Origin of the sequence: Pseudoalteromonas sp. SG43-3, from assembly GCF_014164385.1 — a bacterium.
GTDB classification, from domain to species: domain Bacteria; phylum Pseudomonadota; class Gammaproteobacteria; order Enterobacterales; family Alteromonadaceae; genus Pseudoalteromonas; species Pseudoalteromonas distincta.
Map to the genome: position 1 here is coordinate 93,552 of NZ_JACJFC010000016.1, position 18,093 is coordinate 111,644.

Consider the following 18,093-nt stretch of genomic DNA (forward strand, 5'->3'; position numbering starts at 1 on the left):
GAAATTAAATGAAGAAACAACATGGGTTTACCTTAATTGAGCTGATGATAGCGGTTGCAATTGTAGGCATACTTGCTTCAATTGCATTGCCCAATTATACAGAATATGTAAAGCGTGCTTCGCGCGCTGAAGCTGCTGCAGCATTGTTAGATGCTGCAAACAAAGAGGAGCAATATTTTGTAGATAATCGTGAGTATACGCAATCCTTTACTGACTTAGGGCTACAAAGTAAAACCGAAAATGGTCACTTTGAACTATCTATCAGCGTAGTCGATAGTAATACCTTCACTATTACAGCTAAGCCTATAGACGGTGCTGTAAAAGGAGATACTGATTGTAAAGAGCTTTCAATCACTGATATTGGTCTCAAAGGTGCAAAAGGGTCTAAAGGTGACACCGATGTTGGTTATTGCTGGGGTCGATAGCCTAGATTACTTCTTCTGGCACTTATCAGTTGATTTAATACGTATTCTGCCAGTTTGACTTACTGATAAGGCCAACCCCTCGAGGTTGGCCTTATTGCTGTTGGGGCAATATATAAAAGTACCATTTTGAAAACCATTCAAAGAACCATCAGGACGAAACGTAATTGCGCTGCGAGGGTATTTAAGACTGTCAGCTTCATGGATCTCCTCAAAAGTACTTAAGAGTAGTTCATCATCATCTAACGAGGTTGATTTATCTTTGTCGATAAAGAGTGACATTTGGCCATTCCACTCGTCCTTTGTACATTGACTGTCTTTTAGTGCACAAAGCGTGACGTAAGTAGTATTTTCAATGGCATATAAACGGCCATAATTTATATTTCGGTGTAGGAGGTTTACGTGGTTATCTAAGCGGTTTTTAGCTAAAAAATCTGGGTAAAACCACATAGATAATTGGCTGATAATACTGACAACAGCCATAGATACCATTAATTCGAGAAGTGTTACTCCCTTACTTTTTGATATTGATAATCTCATCCTTGAAGACCTGAGTTAATAAATGATTAACTCAGTCTAGTAAATGATACAAATATGACAAGATATAATTGTACGTTTTTTAATCACACTTTTCAGTGGTGTCACCAAGGTAAAAAGCAGTACCAGATACTGATACATTCAGCGCTTTATTGTTTTCGTTGTCATTATTGGGGCAGTATACAAAGCCCGTAAAGCTACCTGAGCCAGCTAAACTTGTCGTAATACGACCGCTCGTATTAAACCGAAGGCTATTATTACCAGAGAATTTTATTCTATCGCTAGACGGAGTTTCTGACATTACACGTAATAGACTATCATTTGCGCTTTTATAACTTCCGTCATTATCAGTATCTATAAATAAAATAACGGTATTAGTTGATGCCCATTCACTTTGGCATGTGAGACTTGAGCTACTACTTGTAACTGTATTGGGAGCAGGGCATACAATGACTATTTCATCTGTACTTGCAGCTTGAGCACGGGCGTAGCTAATATTTCTTTTTAATTCCAACAAAAAATTCTCAGCTCTATTTTCTTCTAGCATATCGCTGCTATTCCAAATCGCAATTGATGCAATAATGCCAACGATAGCTACGGTTACCATGAGTTCTAAAAGGGTGAACCCGTTTTGTTTGTTTTTCATATTAATCTCATTTACTGCTAGTCATTTAAGTATAGCTATTTTTATATAATAAATTATATCACGATCGGTTGTTTTATCACCGTAATTCAATTGCTTTGTTTGCTATGAACACTATGATTGTCTAAAATCGAGGCAACTGAAGCTTTCAAAAGTAATTAATATGAAAAAAATAGAAGCAATTATCAAACCTTTTAAGTTAGATGATGTGCGTGAAGCGTTGTCTGATGTAGGTATTACGGGGATGACGGTAAGCGAAGTTAAAGGCTTTGGACGTCAAAAAGGTCACACAGAGCTATATCGTGGCGCAGAGTATATGGTCGATTTTTTACCTAAAGTAAAACTTGATATTGTATTGACTGATGAAGATGTAGACCGTGCAATTGAAGTTATTGTAAAAACGGCGCAAACAGGAAAAATCGGTGATGGTAAAATATTTGTCACAGATGTTGAGCGTGTAATACGTATTCGTACTGCTGAGGAAGATGAAGAAGCGATTTAAGCTTGTTTTTCTATGTAGTTAAAAGGCGCTTTAGTAAGCGCCTTTTTTATTTATTTAGTTCTTTTATTTAGTTTTCGTGTTTGCTTTGCGTGCTCACTAAGCTCAGTTAAACCTAATTGGTCGTAACTTTTCTCCATCATTTCAAGCGCGGGATCTAAGTAACTGCTTTGTGAATAATGCTCAACAACAAACTTACCTCTATTAGCAGCAGCTAAATAAGCTTCACGTTCGTAATAGTAAGTTGCTACTTTTAATTCATAACGTGCCATACGGTTTAAAAGCCACACTAAACGACGCTTAGCTTCAGGCGCGTAATCACTTTTAGGAAAACGTTTTACTAATGTCGATAAATCTGTAAATGCAACACGAGTACGGTTAGCATCACGGTCGGCTCTATCTACACCAAAGTACTCTTGGAACGCATTTTTATCTGCTTTAATATTTACTAAACCACGCATGTAATACATGTAGTCTAAATCTTTATGATTTGGGTTTAAGCGAATAAAGCGGTCAATGGTTGCAAGTGCTTGTTCAGTATTACCTGATTGATAATGTGCATAGACTAAGTCCATTTGTACTTGCTTAGAGAATGGGCCAAATGGGTAGCGAGAGTCTATAGCACTCAAAAGTTCAATTGCACGAGCATATAAACCAGAATCTAGCGTTTCTTTTGCATCTTCATATAAAGCGTGTGCAGACTTATTCGGTACACGTTGAATGTCTTCTTGGTCTGGAGCAGACGAACAAGCGCCTAAACTAAGTACAGAAACTGAAAAAACAATGGCAAATGCACGTTTCCCTATTTTATTTATCATTTTATTTGTTACCTTCGATGTCTTCGGCTAGGCCAAGTCGGTAAAACCGAGTAAACTATGCGTATTATATTATGCTTTTATTAAAAGCGATTCTAACCCAGTCGAGCAAAGCTTGCACTGGTAAATTGGGTAAAGTTACTAATGTCAGAGCAAATTTCTCTTCAAGCCGACGTTCCAACCGAATTAGGTGGTAAACGTCTAGACCAAGTATTAGCACAATTGTTCCCTGATTATTCACGTTCTCGTATAAAAACGTGGATTTTGGATGATAAAATCACTGTAGACGGTGAAATTTTCAACACTCCACGCGAAAAACTACTAGGTGGTGAAGTTGTAAGTGTTGAAACAACAATTGAAGCACCACGCGAATACGAAGCACAAGATATCAAATTAAACATTGTTTATGAAGACGATGATATTTTGGTAATTAATAAACCAATGGGCCTAGTGGTTCACCCAGGTGCGGGTAACCCTAATGGAACAGTGCTAAACGCATTGCTACATTACTACCCTGAAATAATTAACGTGCCACGCGCAGGTATTGTACATCGTTTAGATAAAGACACGACCGGTTTAATGGTTGTAGCTAAAACGATTCAGGCCCAAACGCATTTAGTGAAAGCACTACAAAAGCGCGAAAATTTCACTCGTGAATATGAAGCACTGTGTAATGGCACCATGACTGCTGGTGGTATGGTTGAAAAAGCAATTGGCCGCCATCCTACGCAGCGTACGCATATGGCCGTACATGAAATGGGTAAGCCGGCAATTACACATTATCGTGTTGCTGAAAAATTTCGTGCTCATACTCGTTTACGTCTGCGCTTAGAAACAGGCCGTACTCACCAGATTCGTGTGCACATGGCACATTTAAATCATCCGCTAATTGGCGATCAATCTTATGGCGGCCGTCCGCGTCCACCTAAAGGTGCAACACCTGAGTTATTTGAGTTACTTCGTAGCTTTAGACGCCAAGCACTACATGCTGTAAAATTGAGCATTGCGCATCCAATCACGGGTGAAATGATGACATGGCAAGCACCTATCCCTGATGATATGGTTGCTATGACACATGCACTACGTGAAGATACTAAAGCTAATCCTGATATCGATAGATAATGCACTTATTGTCAGCGACATGGCAAAACCTTCATAAAGTAGGAACGTTAAGTACTACTTGTGGAGGTGGTGTTTCAAAAACCCCATTTAAAAGTTTCAATTTGGGGTACCATGTTGGAGATAATCAAGATCATGTATCAAAAAACCGCTCACTATTAACCAAACACTTACCTAAATCTGCCGTGTGGCTAAATCAAGTTCATAGCTCTGAGGTTGTTATTGTTGATGAACATTTTGACTCTAATAAGTTACACAATGCTGATGCGCTTTATACTCAGTTATTAAATCAGCCTTTGGCTATCATGACTGCCGATTGCTTGCCTATTTTATTAGTGAGTGATGATGAAAAGGAAGTTGCAGCTATACATGGCGGCTGGCGAGGGCTTGAGCAGGGAATTATTAAAAATACTTTAGAATGTTTTAGCTCAAAGTATGAAAATATAAATGCTTGGCTAGGGCCTGCAATTGGGCCAACTCAATTTGAGGTTGGGGGTGAAGTGTTTGAGTTATTTCAAAAAAGGTCTTCTTCATTTATTCAAGCATTTACACCACAAGCTAATGGCAAATATCTTGCTGATATTTATGGCATTGCGCGTACTTTACTTACCCAGCAAGGCGTTAAAAAGATTACAGGCGGCGACTATTGTACAGTCTCTCAAAGTGATTTATTTTTTTCTTATCGACGGGATGGACAAACCGGACGTATGGCAAGTTTGATCTGGCGCAAGTAATTAGCACCTTTAGCTATTATATTTCTCTCTACACCTTGAACAAACACCTAAACATACCCATTAATTAAGCAATTAGATTATTTAATAGGTAACACCATGCGTTTAGATAGATTTACAAGTAAATTTCAATCTGCGCTTTCTGATGCGCAATCGCTAGCCCTTGGCCGCGACCATCAATTTATTGAACCCGTACATTTAATGTATTCACTACTGCAGCAAAGCGGCTCCAGTGTGCGCGCGTTATTTGCCCAAACGGGGGTCAGCGCAGATGAACTTAACACCAAGCTTTCACAAGAAATAGAAAAACTATTTAAAGTAGAAGGTGTAGGTGGCGATGTGCAGCTATCAAATAATATGGCTTCACTTATTAACCTATGTGACAAGTATGCACAAAAACGCAAAGACAAATACATTTCAAGTGAATTATTTGTACTGGCAGCATGCGACGATAAAGGTCCACTTGGCGATATATTCAGATCGTTAAATATTACCTCGACTAAAATTGAAACTGCAATTAAAGCGATTCGCGGCGGTCAAAAAGTTGATGATCCAAACGCCGAAGAAACACGCCAAGCGCTTGAAAAGTTCACGATTGATCTAACTGAGCGAGCAGAGCAAGGTAAGCTTGACCCTGTTATTGGTCGTGATGACGAAATTCGCCGCACGATTCAAGTATTACAGCGCCGTACTAAAAATAACCCTGTATTAATCGGTGAGCCAGGTGTTGGTAAAACAGCAATAGCAGAAGGTTTAGCACAGCGTATTATTAATGGTGAAGTACCTGAAGGATTAAAAAACAAACGTGTTTTATCGCTTGATTTAGGAGCACTAGTTGCGGGCGCTAAATATCGCGGTGAATTTGAAGAGCGTTTAAAATCAGTGTTAAACGAATTGGCTAAAGAAGAAGGCCAAGTCATTTTATTTATTGATGAAATACACACTATTGTGGGTGCAGGCAAAAGTGATGGCGCAATGGATGCGGGTAATATGCTAAAACCTGCTTTAGCACGCGGTGAGTTACACTGTGTTGGCGCAACCACGCTTGATGAATACCGTAAATATATAGAGAAAGACGCAGCACTTGAGCGTCGATTCCAAAAGGTACTCATTGAAGAGCCGTCGGTTGAAGATACCATTGCAATATTGCGTGGCTTAAAAGAGCGATATGAGCTACATCATTCAGTAGAAATTACTGATCCCGCGATAGTTGCTGCGGCGCAGTTATCTCACCGCTACATTAGCGATCGTCAGTTACCAGATAAAGCAATTGATTTAATTGACGAAGCGGGTTCTTCAATTCGATTACAAATTGATTCAAAACCAGAGTCGTTAGATAAGCTTGAGCGTCGTATTATCCAATTAAAATTAGAAGATAATGCACTTGCTAAAGAAAAAGATGAGGCGAGTCAAAAACGTCGCACTGAAATGCAAGAGTTGATCACCGACCTTGATGGGCAATATCGTGAGCTAGACGAAATTTGGAATGCTGAAAAAGCATCGCTTCAAGGTACACAAGTAATTAAAGCCGAGCTTGAACAAGCAAGATTAGATTTAGATGTAGCGCGAAGAGCAAGTGATTTACAGCGTATGTCAGAACTGCAATATGGGCGAATTCCAGAGCTTGAACGAAAACTTGATTTAGCCTCACAAGCCGAAATGCAAGAAATGACTCTGCTTAAGAACCAAGTAGGTGAGGATGAAATTGCTGAAATTTTATCTCGCTGGACAGGTATTCCTGTTGCAAGAATGCTACAAGGTGAGCGTGAAAAGCTGCTGCAAATGGAAGATAAGTTACACAGTAAAGTAATAGGGCAAGATGAAGCGGTCGTTGCTGTTGCTAACGCAATAAGACGCTCACGTGCAGGACTTGCAGATCCTAATCGCCCAATTGGTTCTTTCTTGTTTTTAGGTCCAACAGGTGTGGGTAAAACCGAGCTTACAAAAGCACTGGCTGGTTTTATGTTTGATACCGAAGATGCCATGGTGCGTATCGACATGTCTGAGTTTATGGAAAAGCACTCAGTTGCACGTCTAGTGGGCGCACCTCCAGGTTATGTGGGTTATGAAGAGGGCGGTTATTTAACAGAAGCTGTTCGTCGTAAACCTTACTCAGTCATATTGCTTGATGAAATAGAAAAAGCACACCCAGATGTGTTTAACATTTTACTGCAAGTGTTAGATGATGGCCGATTAACTGACGGACAAGGTAGAACCGTTGATTTTAAAAATACTGTTATTATCATGACATCAAATTTAGGCTCAGATATTATCCAAGAACAAGCGGGTAATAATGACTATACGACCCTTAAAGCTAAAGTAATGGAAGTATTGATTAATGAGTTTAGACCTGAGTTTATTAACCGTATTGACGAGACTGTTGTATTCCACCCGTTAGCAAACGAGCATATAAAAGAAATAGCTGATATTCAGTTAATGAAATTACGTGAGCGTTTAACAGAGATGGGGTATCTGCTTGAAATAAGCGATGCTGCACTTGAGCGAATTGCAGCAAGTGGGTTTGATCCTGTGTACGGTGCACGCCCGCTTAAGCGTGCTATTCAGCAAACGATTGAAAATCCGCTAGCACAAAAGCTACTTAATGGGGACTACATACCAGGTAGCGTGATTGTTATTGATGCAAATGACGACTCTTTGGTATTTACCAAACGCTGATTGTAAATAATTAAACTCTAAAGCCGCTAAAATAGCGGCTTTTTTATGTTTGTTAAACTTTAAAGGTTAGTAATAAATCATTCACTCTACGTGAGCCTTCAACAAGCTCAGCTGCACCTTTTGCCACATTAAAGCTTAAACTTAAGTTGTTATCGCCAAAGTCTTTAATTTGCGAAACATTATTACTAATGTCGTTACTAACCATTTGTTGCTCTTCTGCAGCGGATGATATTTGTATTGCCAAGTGAGATATTTCACTGATTTGGATAAAAATATCCTCTAATTCAACTTGGGTTTTATCGGTTGTCAAAACACAGTTATCGGCTTGTGCTTTAGTGCTTTGCATTACTTTGGACCAGCTAAATAAAGTGTCTTGTATTTCTTTAATAGAACTATGGATTTGTGTCGTAGCATTTTGAGTGCGTGACGAAAGAGTCCTTACCTCATCGGCGACTACAGCAAAGCCTCGACCATGTTCTCCCGCTCTAGCTGCTTCAATCGCTGCATTAAGAGCAAGTAAGTTAGTTTGATCGGCAATTCCTTCTATTTCACTCATTACCTTACCAATTTTATCTGCTTCAGAGGCTAAGCTGGTGGCTGTATTTGCAGCTTGTTCTACTTGAGAAGCTAAGTCAGATACCATTTTACTATTATCAGCAATGTGGTCTTTTATCTCTGAGCAACTTTGATGGGTGTTATTCACTTTATCCGCTGTTTGAGCGGTATTTACTGATATTTCACCAATAGTAGAACTCATTTGAGTCATCGCTGATGCAATTTGTTCTAAACGCTCACCTTGAGAAGAAATCCCTTTTTCGGTGAGTGTTGATTGTTTGTCTAAATCAGTTGCGATGCCATTAAAGCTTAATGTTGAGTCTTTCATACGGCCAAGGACGGTGCGCAATTTTGCACTTAGCATTTGCTCTCTATAATCACTTACACTGTGCGGTGTATGGCCGCTGTAAATATAACGAGAGATTGAATCGGCTTTTGCTTTTTGTTCGCGTAATATTTTAGGGGTAACAATGAGTTCGTCATAATTTAGCACAATAACTAAAGCACAAATAAATAGGCTAATTGCAGCAATGGTGATTGATGCCGCAACAGCAATAAAAATCAGCCAAAATAATAGGCTTATAAAAGTAAGGCTTTGTCTTATTGTGGTGTGTTCTCGTAGTTTAAATAATGACTTGTTGGTATTTATTTTGTTGTAAAGTGTTTGTGCACGTTGCTTAAGTTGAGAGTTTGCTTTGGTTCTTACAGATTGATAACCAACAAGTCGGCCATGTTCAAAAATGGGGGTTACAAAGGCATCTACCCAGTAATAGCGGCCATCTTTACAGCGGTTTTTAACCATACCGCGCCACGAGTGTTCTTGTTTTAATGTTGCCCACATTTCTTTAAAGGCTGCTTTTGGCATATCAGGGTGGCGAACAATATTATGATGCTGACCGATAAGCTCTTGTGCGCTATATCCTGCTACAGCACAAAACGCTTGATTGACGTATGTTATTACACCTTTAAGATCAGTAGTGGAAACCAGCTCTTGTGATTCATCAAAGTATACCTCTTCATTTTTTAAGCTTTTATCATTGTGCATTGTATTTATTATCATCCTTTATTGTTGCAGTCATTATATTGCTTACACTCTACAAAGCAAAAAATAGCGTCCTTCCTTCTATGCTCATAAGACAAATAATTGTATTTATTGATCTAGATCAAGTTTAAATACCGGACAGCTAAATTGAACTGATTTTGCATAAGTTCCGGTCTATTACTTTAAGCTGATATTTTACTTATTTGATTTATAGTTAAATACGTATTTAAAGCATTTGTATAATGCACATAGCAATGGCAATATTACGACTTAATATAATGATGTTGGTCATATTAAGCGCATGTATAAAGTGGGGAAATAATTATTAAATTTGAAAGTTATATAGTTCTTAGCAATTTATACCAGTTGCATTAAATAAGTGATCTATTATAGCGCTAAGAAAATAGCACAATAGCACGTCGAAAATTATGAAATATAGTTGTTCTATATGAATAATTTTTAACGCAGTGAATGCGCTATTTAATGCGATACAATGATCATATTTTCAATAAAAATTGGTATTAATCTTGAGTCTAAGTAATTAGTCCCCATAACCTTATGATTAAGCCACGTGGCCCGAGGAAAGATTTTTTGACAACACATGATTTAGCTAACGCACTTGAAGCGTTATCAGTAAATGAGCACCAACATGCAGTTAAAGGCATTAAACGTGGCATAGAGCGAGAGTCGCTGAGAATACAAGAGAATGGTGCTATATCACCTAAAGGCCACCCAGAAGGGGTGGGCAGTGCATTAACTAATGGCCATATCACAACTGATTTTTCTGAATCTTTACTTGAATTTATTACTCCAGTTAGCGAGTCGTCAACGCAAACTCTTAAGCAATTAAAAGATCTTCAAAAGTTCACTCTAGAAAAAATGGACGATGAACTGCTTTGGCCTATTAGTATGCCATGCTTTATTGAACACCAAGATGATATTGTTTTAGCTCAATTTGGTAGTTCAAATACTGGTCAAATGAAAACACTATACCGTGAAGGGTTAAAAAATCGTTACGGAAGTATGATGCAAGCAATTGCAGGTGTTCACTTTAATATTTCATTCCCAGATACGCTTTGGCAATCGCTTCATTCGTTACAAAAAAGCAATGCTAGCCTTCAAGATTTTATTTCAGAAGGTTATTTAGCACTTATTCGTAACTTTAAACGCGAACTATGGCTAATAAGTTACATGTTTGGTGCATCGCCAGCATTGTGTAACTCATTTTTACAAGGTCGAAAAACCGATTTACCATTTAAAAAACTAGGTAAAGGTACACTTTACTTAGAAGTTGGTACGGCACTGCGTTTAGGCAATTTAGGTTATACAAATAGCGCTCAGTCGTCACTACGCGTAATGTATAACTCGTTAGATGAATATGTAGCAGGCCTTAAAAAAGCAATCAACACACCATCAGAAATTTATGGTGATCTTGATGACTACAAGAGTGAAAACCCTAAGCAGTTAAATAAAAATATTCTGCAGATTGAAAACGAATTTTACTCGCCAATTCGTCCTAAGCGTAATGCTAAAAGTGGCGAAACGCCAACAGATGCACTGCTTCGAGCAGGCATTGAATACGTAGAAATTCGCGCATTAGACGTTAATCCGTTTAGCGAAGTTGGTATTGATATTGAGCAAATTCACTTTTTAGATGTGTTTTTAACGTATTGTTTATTAAAAGATTCAGCTCCAATGGATTGGAAAGAACAAGCACGCAGTACTGAAAACCTCGACACAGTAGTCAATCAAGGTCGAGAAGAAGGGCTAATGCTTAACTTTAATAACACACAGCGTAGTCTTCAGTCGTGGGGCGATGAAATATTTGCACAGCTCACTGATGTCGCTAAATGGATGGATAATGCTTATGGTGTTAATTATTACTCCGATACTATAAAGCGCATGGCAACGTGGGTGCATAATCCAGAGCTTACTTATTCTGGACGTTACGTGTCGCAATTAAAAGAGTCTGGTTTAGACAACGGTCACTTTGCACTAGCACTGGCTAATAAATACAAGCAAAGCCACGCAGACACTGATTACAGTGAGTTTTTAAAGCCTTGGCTGGAACAACAAGTTGTAGAGTCTAACGAAGCACAAACTGCAATTGAGCAAGCAGATACTCAGTCATTTACCGCCTTTTTAGATGCGTATTTTGGCGGTAAATAATCTTAATACTTAGTAAAATTTAAGCAAAAAAAACGCAGCCTAAGTAGGCTGCGTAAATATATATTCAGGGATGAACTAATGCTGTACTGCTGCATTCATTGAGTCAGACCCACACTTTTTAGAAAAGTTCTGTGAGATCTTAGAAAAATGAAAAAAAATGCAATTATTTTATCTCTTGCCATTACTTTAGCTGGTTGTGCTACAGCCCCTCCAAAACAACCTAACGATCTATGTAAAATCTTTGAAGAAAAACCTGATTGGTATTTTGACGCAAAAGATGCGCAAGAAAAATGGGGTTCTCCTAAGCATGTACTCATGAGTATGATGTACCAGGAAAGCTCATTTAAGCATGATGCCGCTCCACCTATGGAGTACTTCTTATGGATAATTCCAACCGGTCGCGCAAGTGATGCTTATGGTTACTCACAGGCTAAAACACCAACATGGTCAGATTATATTCGTGAAACAGGCAACAATGGTGCTGATAGAGACGACTTTGATGATGCAATCGACTTTATGGCGTGGTTTGTTTATAAAACGCATAAAGTAAATAAAATCTCTAAATGGGATGCTTACGCACAATACCTTAATTATCATGAAGGTTGGGGTGGCTATAAGCGTGGCACATATAAAAAGAAAAAGTGGTTAATGGGTGTAGCAAACAAAGTTAAACACAGAGCGAGCCGTTATGGCGCGCAATTAAAGCGCTGTGAAGACGAGCTTGATAAAGGTTGGTTTGAACGTCTTATATTTGGCTAGAGAGTTATTAATGGATATAAAAAAGGAGCCAATCGGCTCCTTTTATACTTAGCGAGAACGCTTATTAGGCTGAATCTTCACCTGTTTTATCATATTCTCTTTTACTTCAAGTACTTCAATAGGGTAGCCCGCAATACGTAGACTAATATTTGCATCGGGAATATCTTCCAAGTATTCAACAATTAAACCACTCAAAGTTTTTGGGCCGTCTAGTGGGAAATCCCAACCCATCTCTTTATTTAAATCGCGTACGTTAGCGCCGCCATCTACAATACAAGAGCCATCAGTTTGTGTTTCTACTTCTTCACTTGGCGTACGAGTTTGTGTAGTTGTAAAATCGCCAACAACTTCTTCTAAAATATCTTCAAGCGTTACTAAACCTTGAATATCGCCATACTCGTCTACTACTAAGCCAATACGCTCTTTAGACTGCTGAAACTTTAACAGCTGAGTGTTAAGTGATGTTCCCTCTGGGATAAAGTAAATTTCGCGTACAGCACGCAGCAAAGATGGTTTATCAAATTGCTCTTTTGTAAGTAGACGAAGTGCATCTCGAGAGTGAATAAAGCCTACTGCGTCATCTATATTGTCGCGATACAACAACACGCGAGTATGTTGTGCATGGGTAAGCTGGCGACTAATTAGTTTCCAATCATCATTAATATCAATAGCCACAATTTCGTTACGTGGGATCATGATATCTTCAACGGTTACTTGCTCTAAATCTAAAATTGAGGTCAGCATACTTTGATGGCGAGCAGGGATAAGTGCGCCTGACTCATTGAGCACTGTTTTTAATTCTTCTTTGCTCATGCTGTGCTCGTCGATTTGAGCGGCACTAATACCAAATAATCGCAATATCCCGTTGGTCATCCAGTTAACGATAACAACAAAAGGAAAAAGAATTTTTAGTAACCCTTTAAGTATTATTGAGCTTGGAAAAGCAACTTTTTCAGGATAGAGGGCAGCAAGAGTTTTAGGTGTTACTTCGGCAAATATAAGCACGACTAAAGTTAACACACCCGTAGCGATAGCAATACCAAGGTCACCGTAAAGGCGAATACCTATAATGGTAGCAACTTGAGCTGCAGCTATATTGACAAGATTATTGCCAATTAAGATTAAACCGATGAGCCTATCTGGACGGCTAAGTAATTTACTGACTCGTTTAGCTGCACGATGATCCTCTTTAGCGAGGTGTCGCAGGCGTATACGATTGATTGACATAATTCCGGTTTCTGAACCAGAAAAATAAGCAGAAAAAAGCACCAAAAAACCTAAAATGATAAATAGGGTACTTGTCGATATGTCGTCCAACGATGGATCCTTTTCTTATAAATCAATGCGTATTAAGCTAGAGTGAGCAAGCAGAGTCAAGTTAAAACTTATTTAGTATTACTTCTTGTATGAAACGGCTGCCAAAATATGCGAGTGTGAGGACAAATGCAGCGACCATGATCGTAATAACCACAGGTTTACCGCGCCAACCCTTTTTCATATGCCCGATGGCTACAATGGCAAAAATAGCCCACGCAACTAACGACAATATCGTTTTATGAATGAACTCTTTAGCAAACATCCCATCAAGAAATACAAACCCCGAGAGTAATGCGAACGTGAGTAATATGGTGCCTAAATTAAGGAGTTGGTAAAGCTGGCGCTCAACAACCATCAAAGGCGGAAGGTGACTATGCACAATTGCTAAATCTTTACGTTTTAAACGTTTATCAATAAAGTAGAACTGTACACCATATAAAGTAGCAATAATTAAAATACAGTAGGCCAATAGGGATAAGGAAATGTGTGTTACTAAGCCAACCTCAATATTAATGCTTTGCAGTAAAATATGATGAGGAATAAATAAACTGGCAATTGTAAGTAAAGCACCAAAACCATAAACAACGGGCAATAATAAAGTGGCAGGGAACTTTAGCGACACAGCTGTTACTGAAACTACAATAACCCAGCATGTTAAAAGGGAGACGTTTACAATACTTAAGTCTTGACCGTCGGATCTAAAAACAGAGTTAACTAACAGCAGCATATGCGCCACTATAGCAACCGTGCTCAATATGACGGTTACCTTTTGGCTAGGGCCTTGTTGATGAAACAGGCGTGAGAGCACGTGAGACGTTGCTAACACATAAAATAAACTGGCAATAATAGTTAAACTAATAATCAGCATTGTGCTTGGGCCACTTAATTTGAGACAAAATAATCCTTGTTGTTATATAGCCATTGTATTTTATAGCAAAGCAAATGCATAGACCTTAAAAAAAGAAACTCAACAAGGTGCACTTGAACACTGTATTGTAAGACGCCATATACGGTATACTACTTTTAATTGAAACTTAATAAGTCAATCCTGGTTAATTGAAAATCAAACTAACCGTAAAATTTTAATGGATTGATATAAACGTCTTATCGGAACCGTTACATGTTTGAGAACCTCCAAGAACGATTAGGTAAAACCTTAAAAAATATCAGTGGCCGTGGCCGTCTGACTGAAGACAACATAAAAGACACACTTCGCGAAGTGCGTATGGCATTTTTAGAAGCCGATGTGGCACTGCCTGTTGTTCGCGAGTTTGTAAAACAAGTTAAAGAACGTGCAGTTGGGGTTGAAGTTACAAAAAGCTTAAGCCCAGGCCAAGTATTTATAAAAATAGTGCGTGAAGAACTAGAAAAAGCAATGGGTGAGGCCAATGAAGAGCTAAGCCTAAATGCACAACCGCCAGCCGTTGTTATGGTAGCGGGTCTGCAAGGTGCGGGTAAAACCACCAGTGTAGCTAAGCTTGCTAAGTTTTTAAAAGAACGCAAAAAGAAATCAGTGCTTGTAGTAAGTGCCGATGTTTATCGCCCTGCTGCGATTAAGCAGCTAGAAACGCTTGCTACAGAAGTTGACGTTGATTTCTTTCCAAGTGATATTTCGCAAAAGCCAGTGGATATTGCAAACGCTGCAATTTCTCATGCTAAAAAGAAATTTATAGATGTAGTACTTGTTGATACCGCAGGTCGTTTACATGTTGACAGCAACATGATGGACGAGATTAAAGATCTTCACAAAGCAATCAACCCAATTGAAACTTTATTCGTTGTTGATGCAATGACGGGTCAAGATGCGGCAAATACAGCTAAAGCATTTGACGAAGCCCTGCCACTAACCGGTGTAATATTAACAAAAACCGATGGTGATGCACGTGGTGGTGCTGCTTTATCTATTCGTCACATCACAGGCAAACCAATTAAATTTATGGGTGTGGGTGAGCGTACTGACGCACTTGAGCCTTTTCATCCAGACCGTATAGCGTCGCGTATTTTAGGTATGGGTGATGTACTTTCATTAATCGAAGAAGTCGAAATGAAAGTAGATAAAGAGCAAGCTGCCAAAGTTGCTGAAAAAGTATTTAAAGGTGCCGGTTTTACCCTTGACGACTTTGCTGATCAATTAAAGCAAATGAAAAACATGGGTGGCATGATGTCGATGCTTGATAAGCTCCCTGGTATGTCTAACTTACCAGATGCTGTTAAAGGCCAAATGGGTGACAAAACATTTATCCAAATGGAAGCTATTATTAGCTCAATGACTAAAAAAGAGCGCGCACGTCCAGAAATCATTAAAGGTTCGCGTAAAAAGCGCATAGCTGCTGGCTCTGGTACACAAGTACAAGAGATTAATAAGTTGCTTAAGCAGTTTACGCAAATGCAAAAAATGATGAAAAAGATGAAAGGTAAAGGCGGCATGACCAAAATGATGCGCGGTATGAAAGGCATGTTACCACCTGGGATGATGGGTGGCGGTGGTCCTAAGTTTTAAAAAATACTTTTGAGTTATTTTTTAAAATAATAGCGAATCATATTTAAAGGAGCAAATAGCTCCTTTTTTGTTGAATAAATTATGCATGTAATACACCTTTAACCCTAATTTGTCGTTGAGATCACGGTTTAACCTACTAAACTGTCTTTTTGCTTCACTTCTTACTTGCGTTATTGCCAAAAACTCGTACAATTCCCCAGCTCCCCATTCTGGGGAGTAAATCTTATTAATGAAAACAGTCAATCTTTATAGAGGACGGTATGGTAACTATTCGTTTGCAACGTGGTGGCGCTAAAAAACGCCCTTTCTATCAAATTGTGGTTGCGGATAGCCGTTTCTCGCGTGACGGTCGCTTCATCGAGAAAGTAGGCTTTTTTAACCCAATTGCTTCAGGTCAAGAAGAAAAAATTCGTTTAGATTTACCACGTGTTGAACACTGGGTAGGTCAGGGCGCATCTCTTTCAGATCGCGTAGCTAAGTTAGTAAAAGACGCTCGTAAAGCGGCTTAATAGGCGTAAGTGTAACCATGAGTCAAGAGAACACCTCATCAATAATTGTCGTAGGAAAGCTCGGTGCCCCATATGGTATAAAGGGCTGGCTTAAGGTACATTCATTTACTGATGATCCCGTAGGGATCTTCGATTTCAGCCCGTGGTTGATAGGGCAGCAAGGTAAATGGCAGTCCTTAGAAGTGGTCGACTGGCGTCGCCACAACAAAGGCTTTATCGCTAAATTTGCGCAGATAAACGACCGAGACGAAGCAATGGCTTATACCCATGCTGAAATCTCAATGGATGCAGCGCATTTACCAGAACTTCCGCAAGGTGAGTTCTATTGGCGAGATCTCATTGGCATGTCTGTTGTAACCGATAAAGGTTATAGCTTAGGCATTGTTGATGACCTTATGGAGACAGGGTCAAATGACGTACTAGTTGTGAAAGCAAACAGTAAAGACGCATTTGGTCAAGCTGAACGTTTGATTCCTTTTTTAACTGATTCAGTTATTAAAGAAGTTAAATACGACGCAAGAGAAATTACCGTAGATTGGGATCCAGGGTTTTAATGACGCAAACTAGTTCATTATGGGTAGGGGTGATAAGCCTTTTTCCAGACATGTTTGACGCTATTACAGACCAAGGTGTTACCGGTCGCGCAGTAAAAAATGGTTTAATTGATTTTAACTGTTGGAATCCGCGAGACTACGCTTTAGATAAGCATAGAACCGTAGATGACCGTCCTTACGGGGGCGGACCAGGTATGTTAATGATGGTTGAGCCATTAAAAAAAGCGATTGCCGAAGCTAAAAAAGCAGCTGGTGATGGCGCTAAAGTAATTTATATGTCCCCGCAAGGGCGCAAACTTGATCAGCAGGGCGCTAGCGAACTCGCTAACTCTAATAAACTGATTTTGATTGCCGGTCGCTATGAAGGTATAGATGAGAGAATAATAGAATCATATGTTGACGAAGAATGGTCAATTGGTGATTTTATTTTGAGTGGTGGTGAACTACCTGCCATGACATTAATTGACGCAGTAGCGCGATTAGTGCCAGGTGTGTTAGGTCATAACCAGTCAGCAGAACAAGATTCGTTTTCGGATGGCTTGTTAGATTGCCCACACTATACACGACCAGAAACATTGGACGACAAACAGGTTCCTGCTGTATTACTCAGTGGAAACCACCAAGAGATAGCAAAGTGGCGGCTTAAGCAGTCATTAGGTAGAACTTGGTTACGACGTCCTGACTTGTTGCATAACCTAGCTCTGACTGAGGAGCAAGCGGTATTACTCGCAGAATTTCAGCAAGAGTACCAAAAAGCTTGTGGCTAGAAGACAGTTACACCTAGGAAAGTGAGAAACATAATGGCAAAAGTAAACCAAAATATTATTAAAGCGCTTGAAGATGAGCAGCTTAAAACAGACGTACCTGCATTTGGCCCTGGTGATACAGTGGTTGTACAGGTAAAAGTAAAAGAAGGTGCTAAAGAGCGTCTACAGGCCTTTGAAGGTGTTGTAATCGCTAAGCGTAATCGTGGTCTTCACTCAGCATTCACAGTTCGTAAAATTTCGAACGGTGAAGGTGTTGAGCGTGTATTCCAAACGCACAGCCCTCTTATTGATAGCGTAGCAGTTAAGCGTCGCGGTGCAGTTCGCCGTGCTAAGCTTTACTACCTACGTGAGCGTTCTGGTAAATCTGCACGTATTAGAGAAAAACTTAACTAATACGCGCTGTTTATCAACGCAAAAAAACGGGTTGCATCCTTCGGGTTGCAACCCGTTTTGGTTTTAGAATATTATTATCTCAATTC

Annotated in this window: 18 protein-coding genes; 12 read left to right on the forward strand and 6 right to left on the reverse strand. The window is 39.3% G+C overall.

Going from position 1 to position 18,093, the window contains the following annotated elements; translation table 11 throughout:
• The first annotated feature begins 8 nt into the window (after positions 1-8).
• Entirely contained in the window at positions 9-425 is a 417-nt protein-coding gene (locus H5157_RS14985) for a type IV pilin protein (RefSeq protein ID WP_182712591.1), read from the forward strand.
• A gap of 6 nt (positions 426-431) precedes the next feature.
• Here H5157_RS14985 and H5157_RS14990 read toward each other — a convergent pair whose 3' ends face one another.
• Both H5157_RS14990 and H5157_RS14995 read right to left on the reverse strand, forming a co-directional pair.
• Entirely contained in the window at positions 432-962 is a 531-nt protein-coding gene (locus tag H5157_RS14990) for a GspH/FimT family pseudopilin (protein ID WP_024596577.1), read from the reverse strand.
• 79 nt (positions 963-1,041) lie between these two features.
• Positions 1,042-1,605 carry a GspH/FimT family pseudopilin gene (locus H5157_RS14995; RefSeq protein ID WP_024603774.1) on the reverse strand — a complete coding sequence of 188 codons (564 nt, stop codon included), beginning with the start codon at positions 1,603-1,605 and terminating at the stop codon, positions 1,042-1,044.
• A 160-nt stretch (positions 1,606-1,765) separates the two neighbouring features.
• Between H5157_RS14995 and glnB the strand changes: the two genes are divergently transcribed.
• Positions 1,766-2,104, forward strand: coding sequence for a nitrogen regulatory protein P-II (gene glnB, locus H5157_RS15000; RefSeq protein ID WP_002962211.1), 339 nt, complete (start codon positions 1,766-1,768; stop codon positions 2,102-2,104).
• 50 nt (positions 2,105-2,154) lie between these two features.
• On the opposite strand, the gene H5157_RS15005 is transcribed toward glnB, so the two are convergent.
• On the reverse strand, positions 2,155-2,919 hold the full coding sequence (locus H5157_RS15005) for an outer membrane protein assembly factor BamD (RefSeq protein ID WP_002962210.1): 765 nt from the start codon (positions 2,917-2,919) through the stop codon (positions 2,155-2,157).
• Between the two features lie 141 nt (positions 2,920-3,060).
• Here H5157_RS15005 and rluD point away from each other — a divergent pair, with 141 nt between their 5' ends.
• The 3 genes from rluD to clpB all read left to right on the forward strand — a co-directional run bounded on the left by rluD (position 3,061) and on the right by clpB (position 7,442).
• Positions 3,061-4,038, forward strand: coding sequence for a 23S rRNA pseudouridine(1911/1915/1917) synthase RluD (gene rluD / locus H5157_RS15010; RefSeq protein ID WP_149594281.1), 978 nt, complete (start codon positions 3,061-3,063; stop codon positions 4,036-4,038).
• A complete protein-coding gene (gene pgeF, locus H5157_RS15015) occupies positions 4,038-4,769 on the forward strand; it encodes a peptidoglycan editing factor PgeF (RefSeq protein WP_165723616.1) in 732 nt (243 codons plus the stop codon). The genes rluD and pgeF overlap by 1 nt, the downstream gene beginning before the upstream one ends.
• A gap of 96 nt (positions 4,770-4,865) precedes the next feature.
• Positions 4,866-7,442: an ATP-dependent chaperone ClpB gene (gene clpB, locus H5157_RS15020; protein ID WP_165723615.1), complete on the forward strand. Its 2,577-nt coding sequence runs from the start codon at positions 4,866-4,868 to the stop codon at positions 7,440-7,442.
• 52 nt (positions 7,443-7,494) lie between these two features.
• Here clpB and H5157_RS15025 read toward each other — a convergent pair whose 3' ends face one another.
• Positions 7,495-9,042, reverse strand: coding sequence for a methyl-accepting chemotaxis protein (locus H5157_RS15025; RefSeq protein ID WP_182724992.1), 1,548 nt, complete (start codon positions 9,040-9,042; stop codon positions 7,495-7,497).
• A 588-nt stretch (positions 9,043-9,630) separates the two neighbouring features.
• On the opposite strand from H5157_RS15025, the gene gshA reads away from it, so the two are divergent.
• The gene (gene gshA, locus H5157_RS15030) at positions 9,631-11,208 is read left to right on the forward strand and encodes a glutamate--cysteine ligase (protein WP_182197979.1); all 1,578 of its coding nucleotides are present in this window, start codon (positions 9,631-9,633) and stop codon (positions 11,206-11,208) included.
• Positions 11,209-11,355: 147 nt separating this feature from the next.
• Entirely contained in the window at positions 11,356-11,967 is a 612-nt protein-coding gene (locus H5157_RS15035) for a transglycosylase SLT domain-containing protein (protein WP_002962200.1), read from the forward strand.
• 48 nt (positions 11,968-12,015) lie between these two features.
• On the opposite strand, the gene H5157_RS15040 is transcribed toward H5157_RS15035, so the two are convergent.
• Positions 12,016-13,284 (reverse strand): HlyC/CorC family transporter, encoded by a 1,269-nt coding sequence (locus H5157_RS15040; RefSeq protein ID WP_002962198.1) that lies wholly within the window; start codon positions 13,282-13,284, stop codon positions 12,016-12,018.
• A 61-nt stretch (positions 13,285-13,345) separates the two neighbouring features.
• Complete coding sequence (locus H5157_RS15045; RefSeq protein WP_002962197.1) at positions 13,346-14,152, reverse strand: inner membrane protein YpjD; 807 nt, start codon at positions 14,150-14,152, stop codon at positions 13,346-13,348.
• A 252-nt stretch (positions 14,153-14,404) separates the two neighbouring features.
• On the opposite strand from H5157_RS15045, the gene ffh reads away from it, so the two are divergent.
• The 5 genes from ffh to rplS all read left to right on the forward strand — a co-directional run bounded on the left by ffh (position 14,405) and on the right by rplS (position 18,007).
• Positions 14,405-15,784, forward strand: coding sequence for a signal recognition particle protein (ffh, locus tag H5157_RS15050; RefSeq protein WP_002962194.1), 1,380 nt, complete (start codon positions 14,405-14,407; stop codon positions 15,782-15,784).
• A gap of 260 nt (positions 15,785-16,044) precedes the next feature.
• Entirely contained in the window at positions 16,045-16,293 is a 249-nt protein-coding gene (gene rpsP, locus H5157_RS15055; RefSeq protein ID WP_002962192.1) for a 30S ribosomal protein S16, read from the forward strand.
• 17 nt (positions 16,294-16,310) lie between these two features.
• Positions 16,311-16,847, forward strand: coding sequence for a ribosome maturation factor RimM (gene rimM, locus H5157_RS15060; RefSeq protein ID WP_024596584.1), 537 nt, complete (start codon positions 16,311-16,313; stop codon positions 16,845-16,847).
• Positions 16,847-17,614 carry a tRNA (guanosine(37)-N1)-methyltransferase TrmD gene (gene trmD, locus H5157_RS15065; RefSeq protein ID WP_002962190.1) on the forward strand — a complete coding sequence of 256 codons (768 nt, stop codon included), beginning with the start codon at positions 16,847-16,849 and terminating at the stop codon, positions 17,612-17,614. The genes rimM and trmD overlap by 1 nt, the downstream gene beginning before the upstream one ends.
• Before the next feature lie 33 nt (positions 17,615-17,647).
• Positions 17,648-18,007 carry a 50S ribosomal protein L19 gene (rplS, locus tag H5157_RS15070; protein ID WP_002962189.1) on the forward strand — a complete coding sequence of 120 codons (360 nt, stop codon included), beginning with the start codon at positions 17,648-17,650 and terminating at the stop codon, positions 18,005-18,007.
• Positions 18,008-18,093: the final 86 nt, after the last annotated feature.

Coding starts and splice junctions, on each gene's coding strand:
- H5157_RS14985 (WP_182712591.1), top strand. CDS start 9: ATGAAGAAACAACATGGGTTTACCTTAATTGAGCTGATGATAGCGGTT.
- H5157_RS14990 (WP_024596577.1), bottom strand. CDS start 962: ATGAGATTATCAATATCAAAAAGTAAGGGAGTAACACTTCTCGAATTA.
- H5157_RS14995 (WP_024603774.1), bottom strand. CDS start 1,605: ATGAAAAACAAACAAAACGGGTTCACCCTTTTAGAACTCATGGTAACC.
- glnB (WP_002962211.1), top strand. CDS start 1,766: ATGAAAAAAATAGAAGCAATTATCAAACCTTTTAAGTTAGATGATGTG.
- H5157_RS15005 (WP_002962210.1), bottom strand. CDS start 2,919: ATGATAAATAAAATAGGGAAACGTGCATTTGCCATTGTTTTTTCAGTT.
- rluD (WP_149594281.1), top strand. CDS start 3,061: ATGTCAGAGCAAATTTCTCTTCAAGCCGACGTTCCAACCGAATTAGGT.
- pgeF (WP_165723616.1), top strand. CDS start 4,038: ATGCACTTATTGTCAGCGACATGGCAAAACCTTCATAAAGTAGGAACG.
- clpB (WP_165723615.1), top strand. CDS start 4,866: ATGCGTTTAGATAGATTTACAAGTAAATTTCAATCTGCGCTTTCTGAT.
- H5157_RS15025 (WP_182724992.1), bottom strand. CDS start 9,042: ATGCACAATGATAAAAGCTTAAAAAATGAAGAGGTATACTTTGATGAA.
- H5157_RS15035 (WP_002962200.1), top strand. CDS start 11,356: ATGAAAAAAAATGCAATTATTTTATCTCTTGCCATTACTTTAGCTGGT.
- H5157_RS15045 (WP_002962197.1), bottom strand. CDS start 14,152: ATGCTGATTATTAGTTTAACTATTATTGCCAGTTTATTTTATGTGTTA.
- ffh (WP_002962194.1), top strand. CDS start 14,405: ATGTTTGAGAACCTCCAAGAACGATTAGGTAAAACCTTAAAAAATATC.
- rpsP (WP_002962192.1), top strand. CDS start 16,045: ATGGTAACTATTCGTTTGCAACGTGGTGGCGCTAAAAAACGCCCTTTC.
- rimM (WP_024596584.1), top strand. CDS start 16,311: ATGAGTCAAGAGAACACCTCATCAATAATTGTCGTAGGAAAGCTCGGT.
- trmD (WP_002962190.1), top strand. CDS start 16,847: ATGACGCAAACTAGTTCATTATGGGTAGGGGTGATAAGCCTTTTTCCA.
- rplS (WP_002962189.1), top strand. CDS start 17,648: ATGGCAAAAGTAAACCAAAATATTATTAAAGCGCTTGAAGATGAGCAG.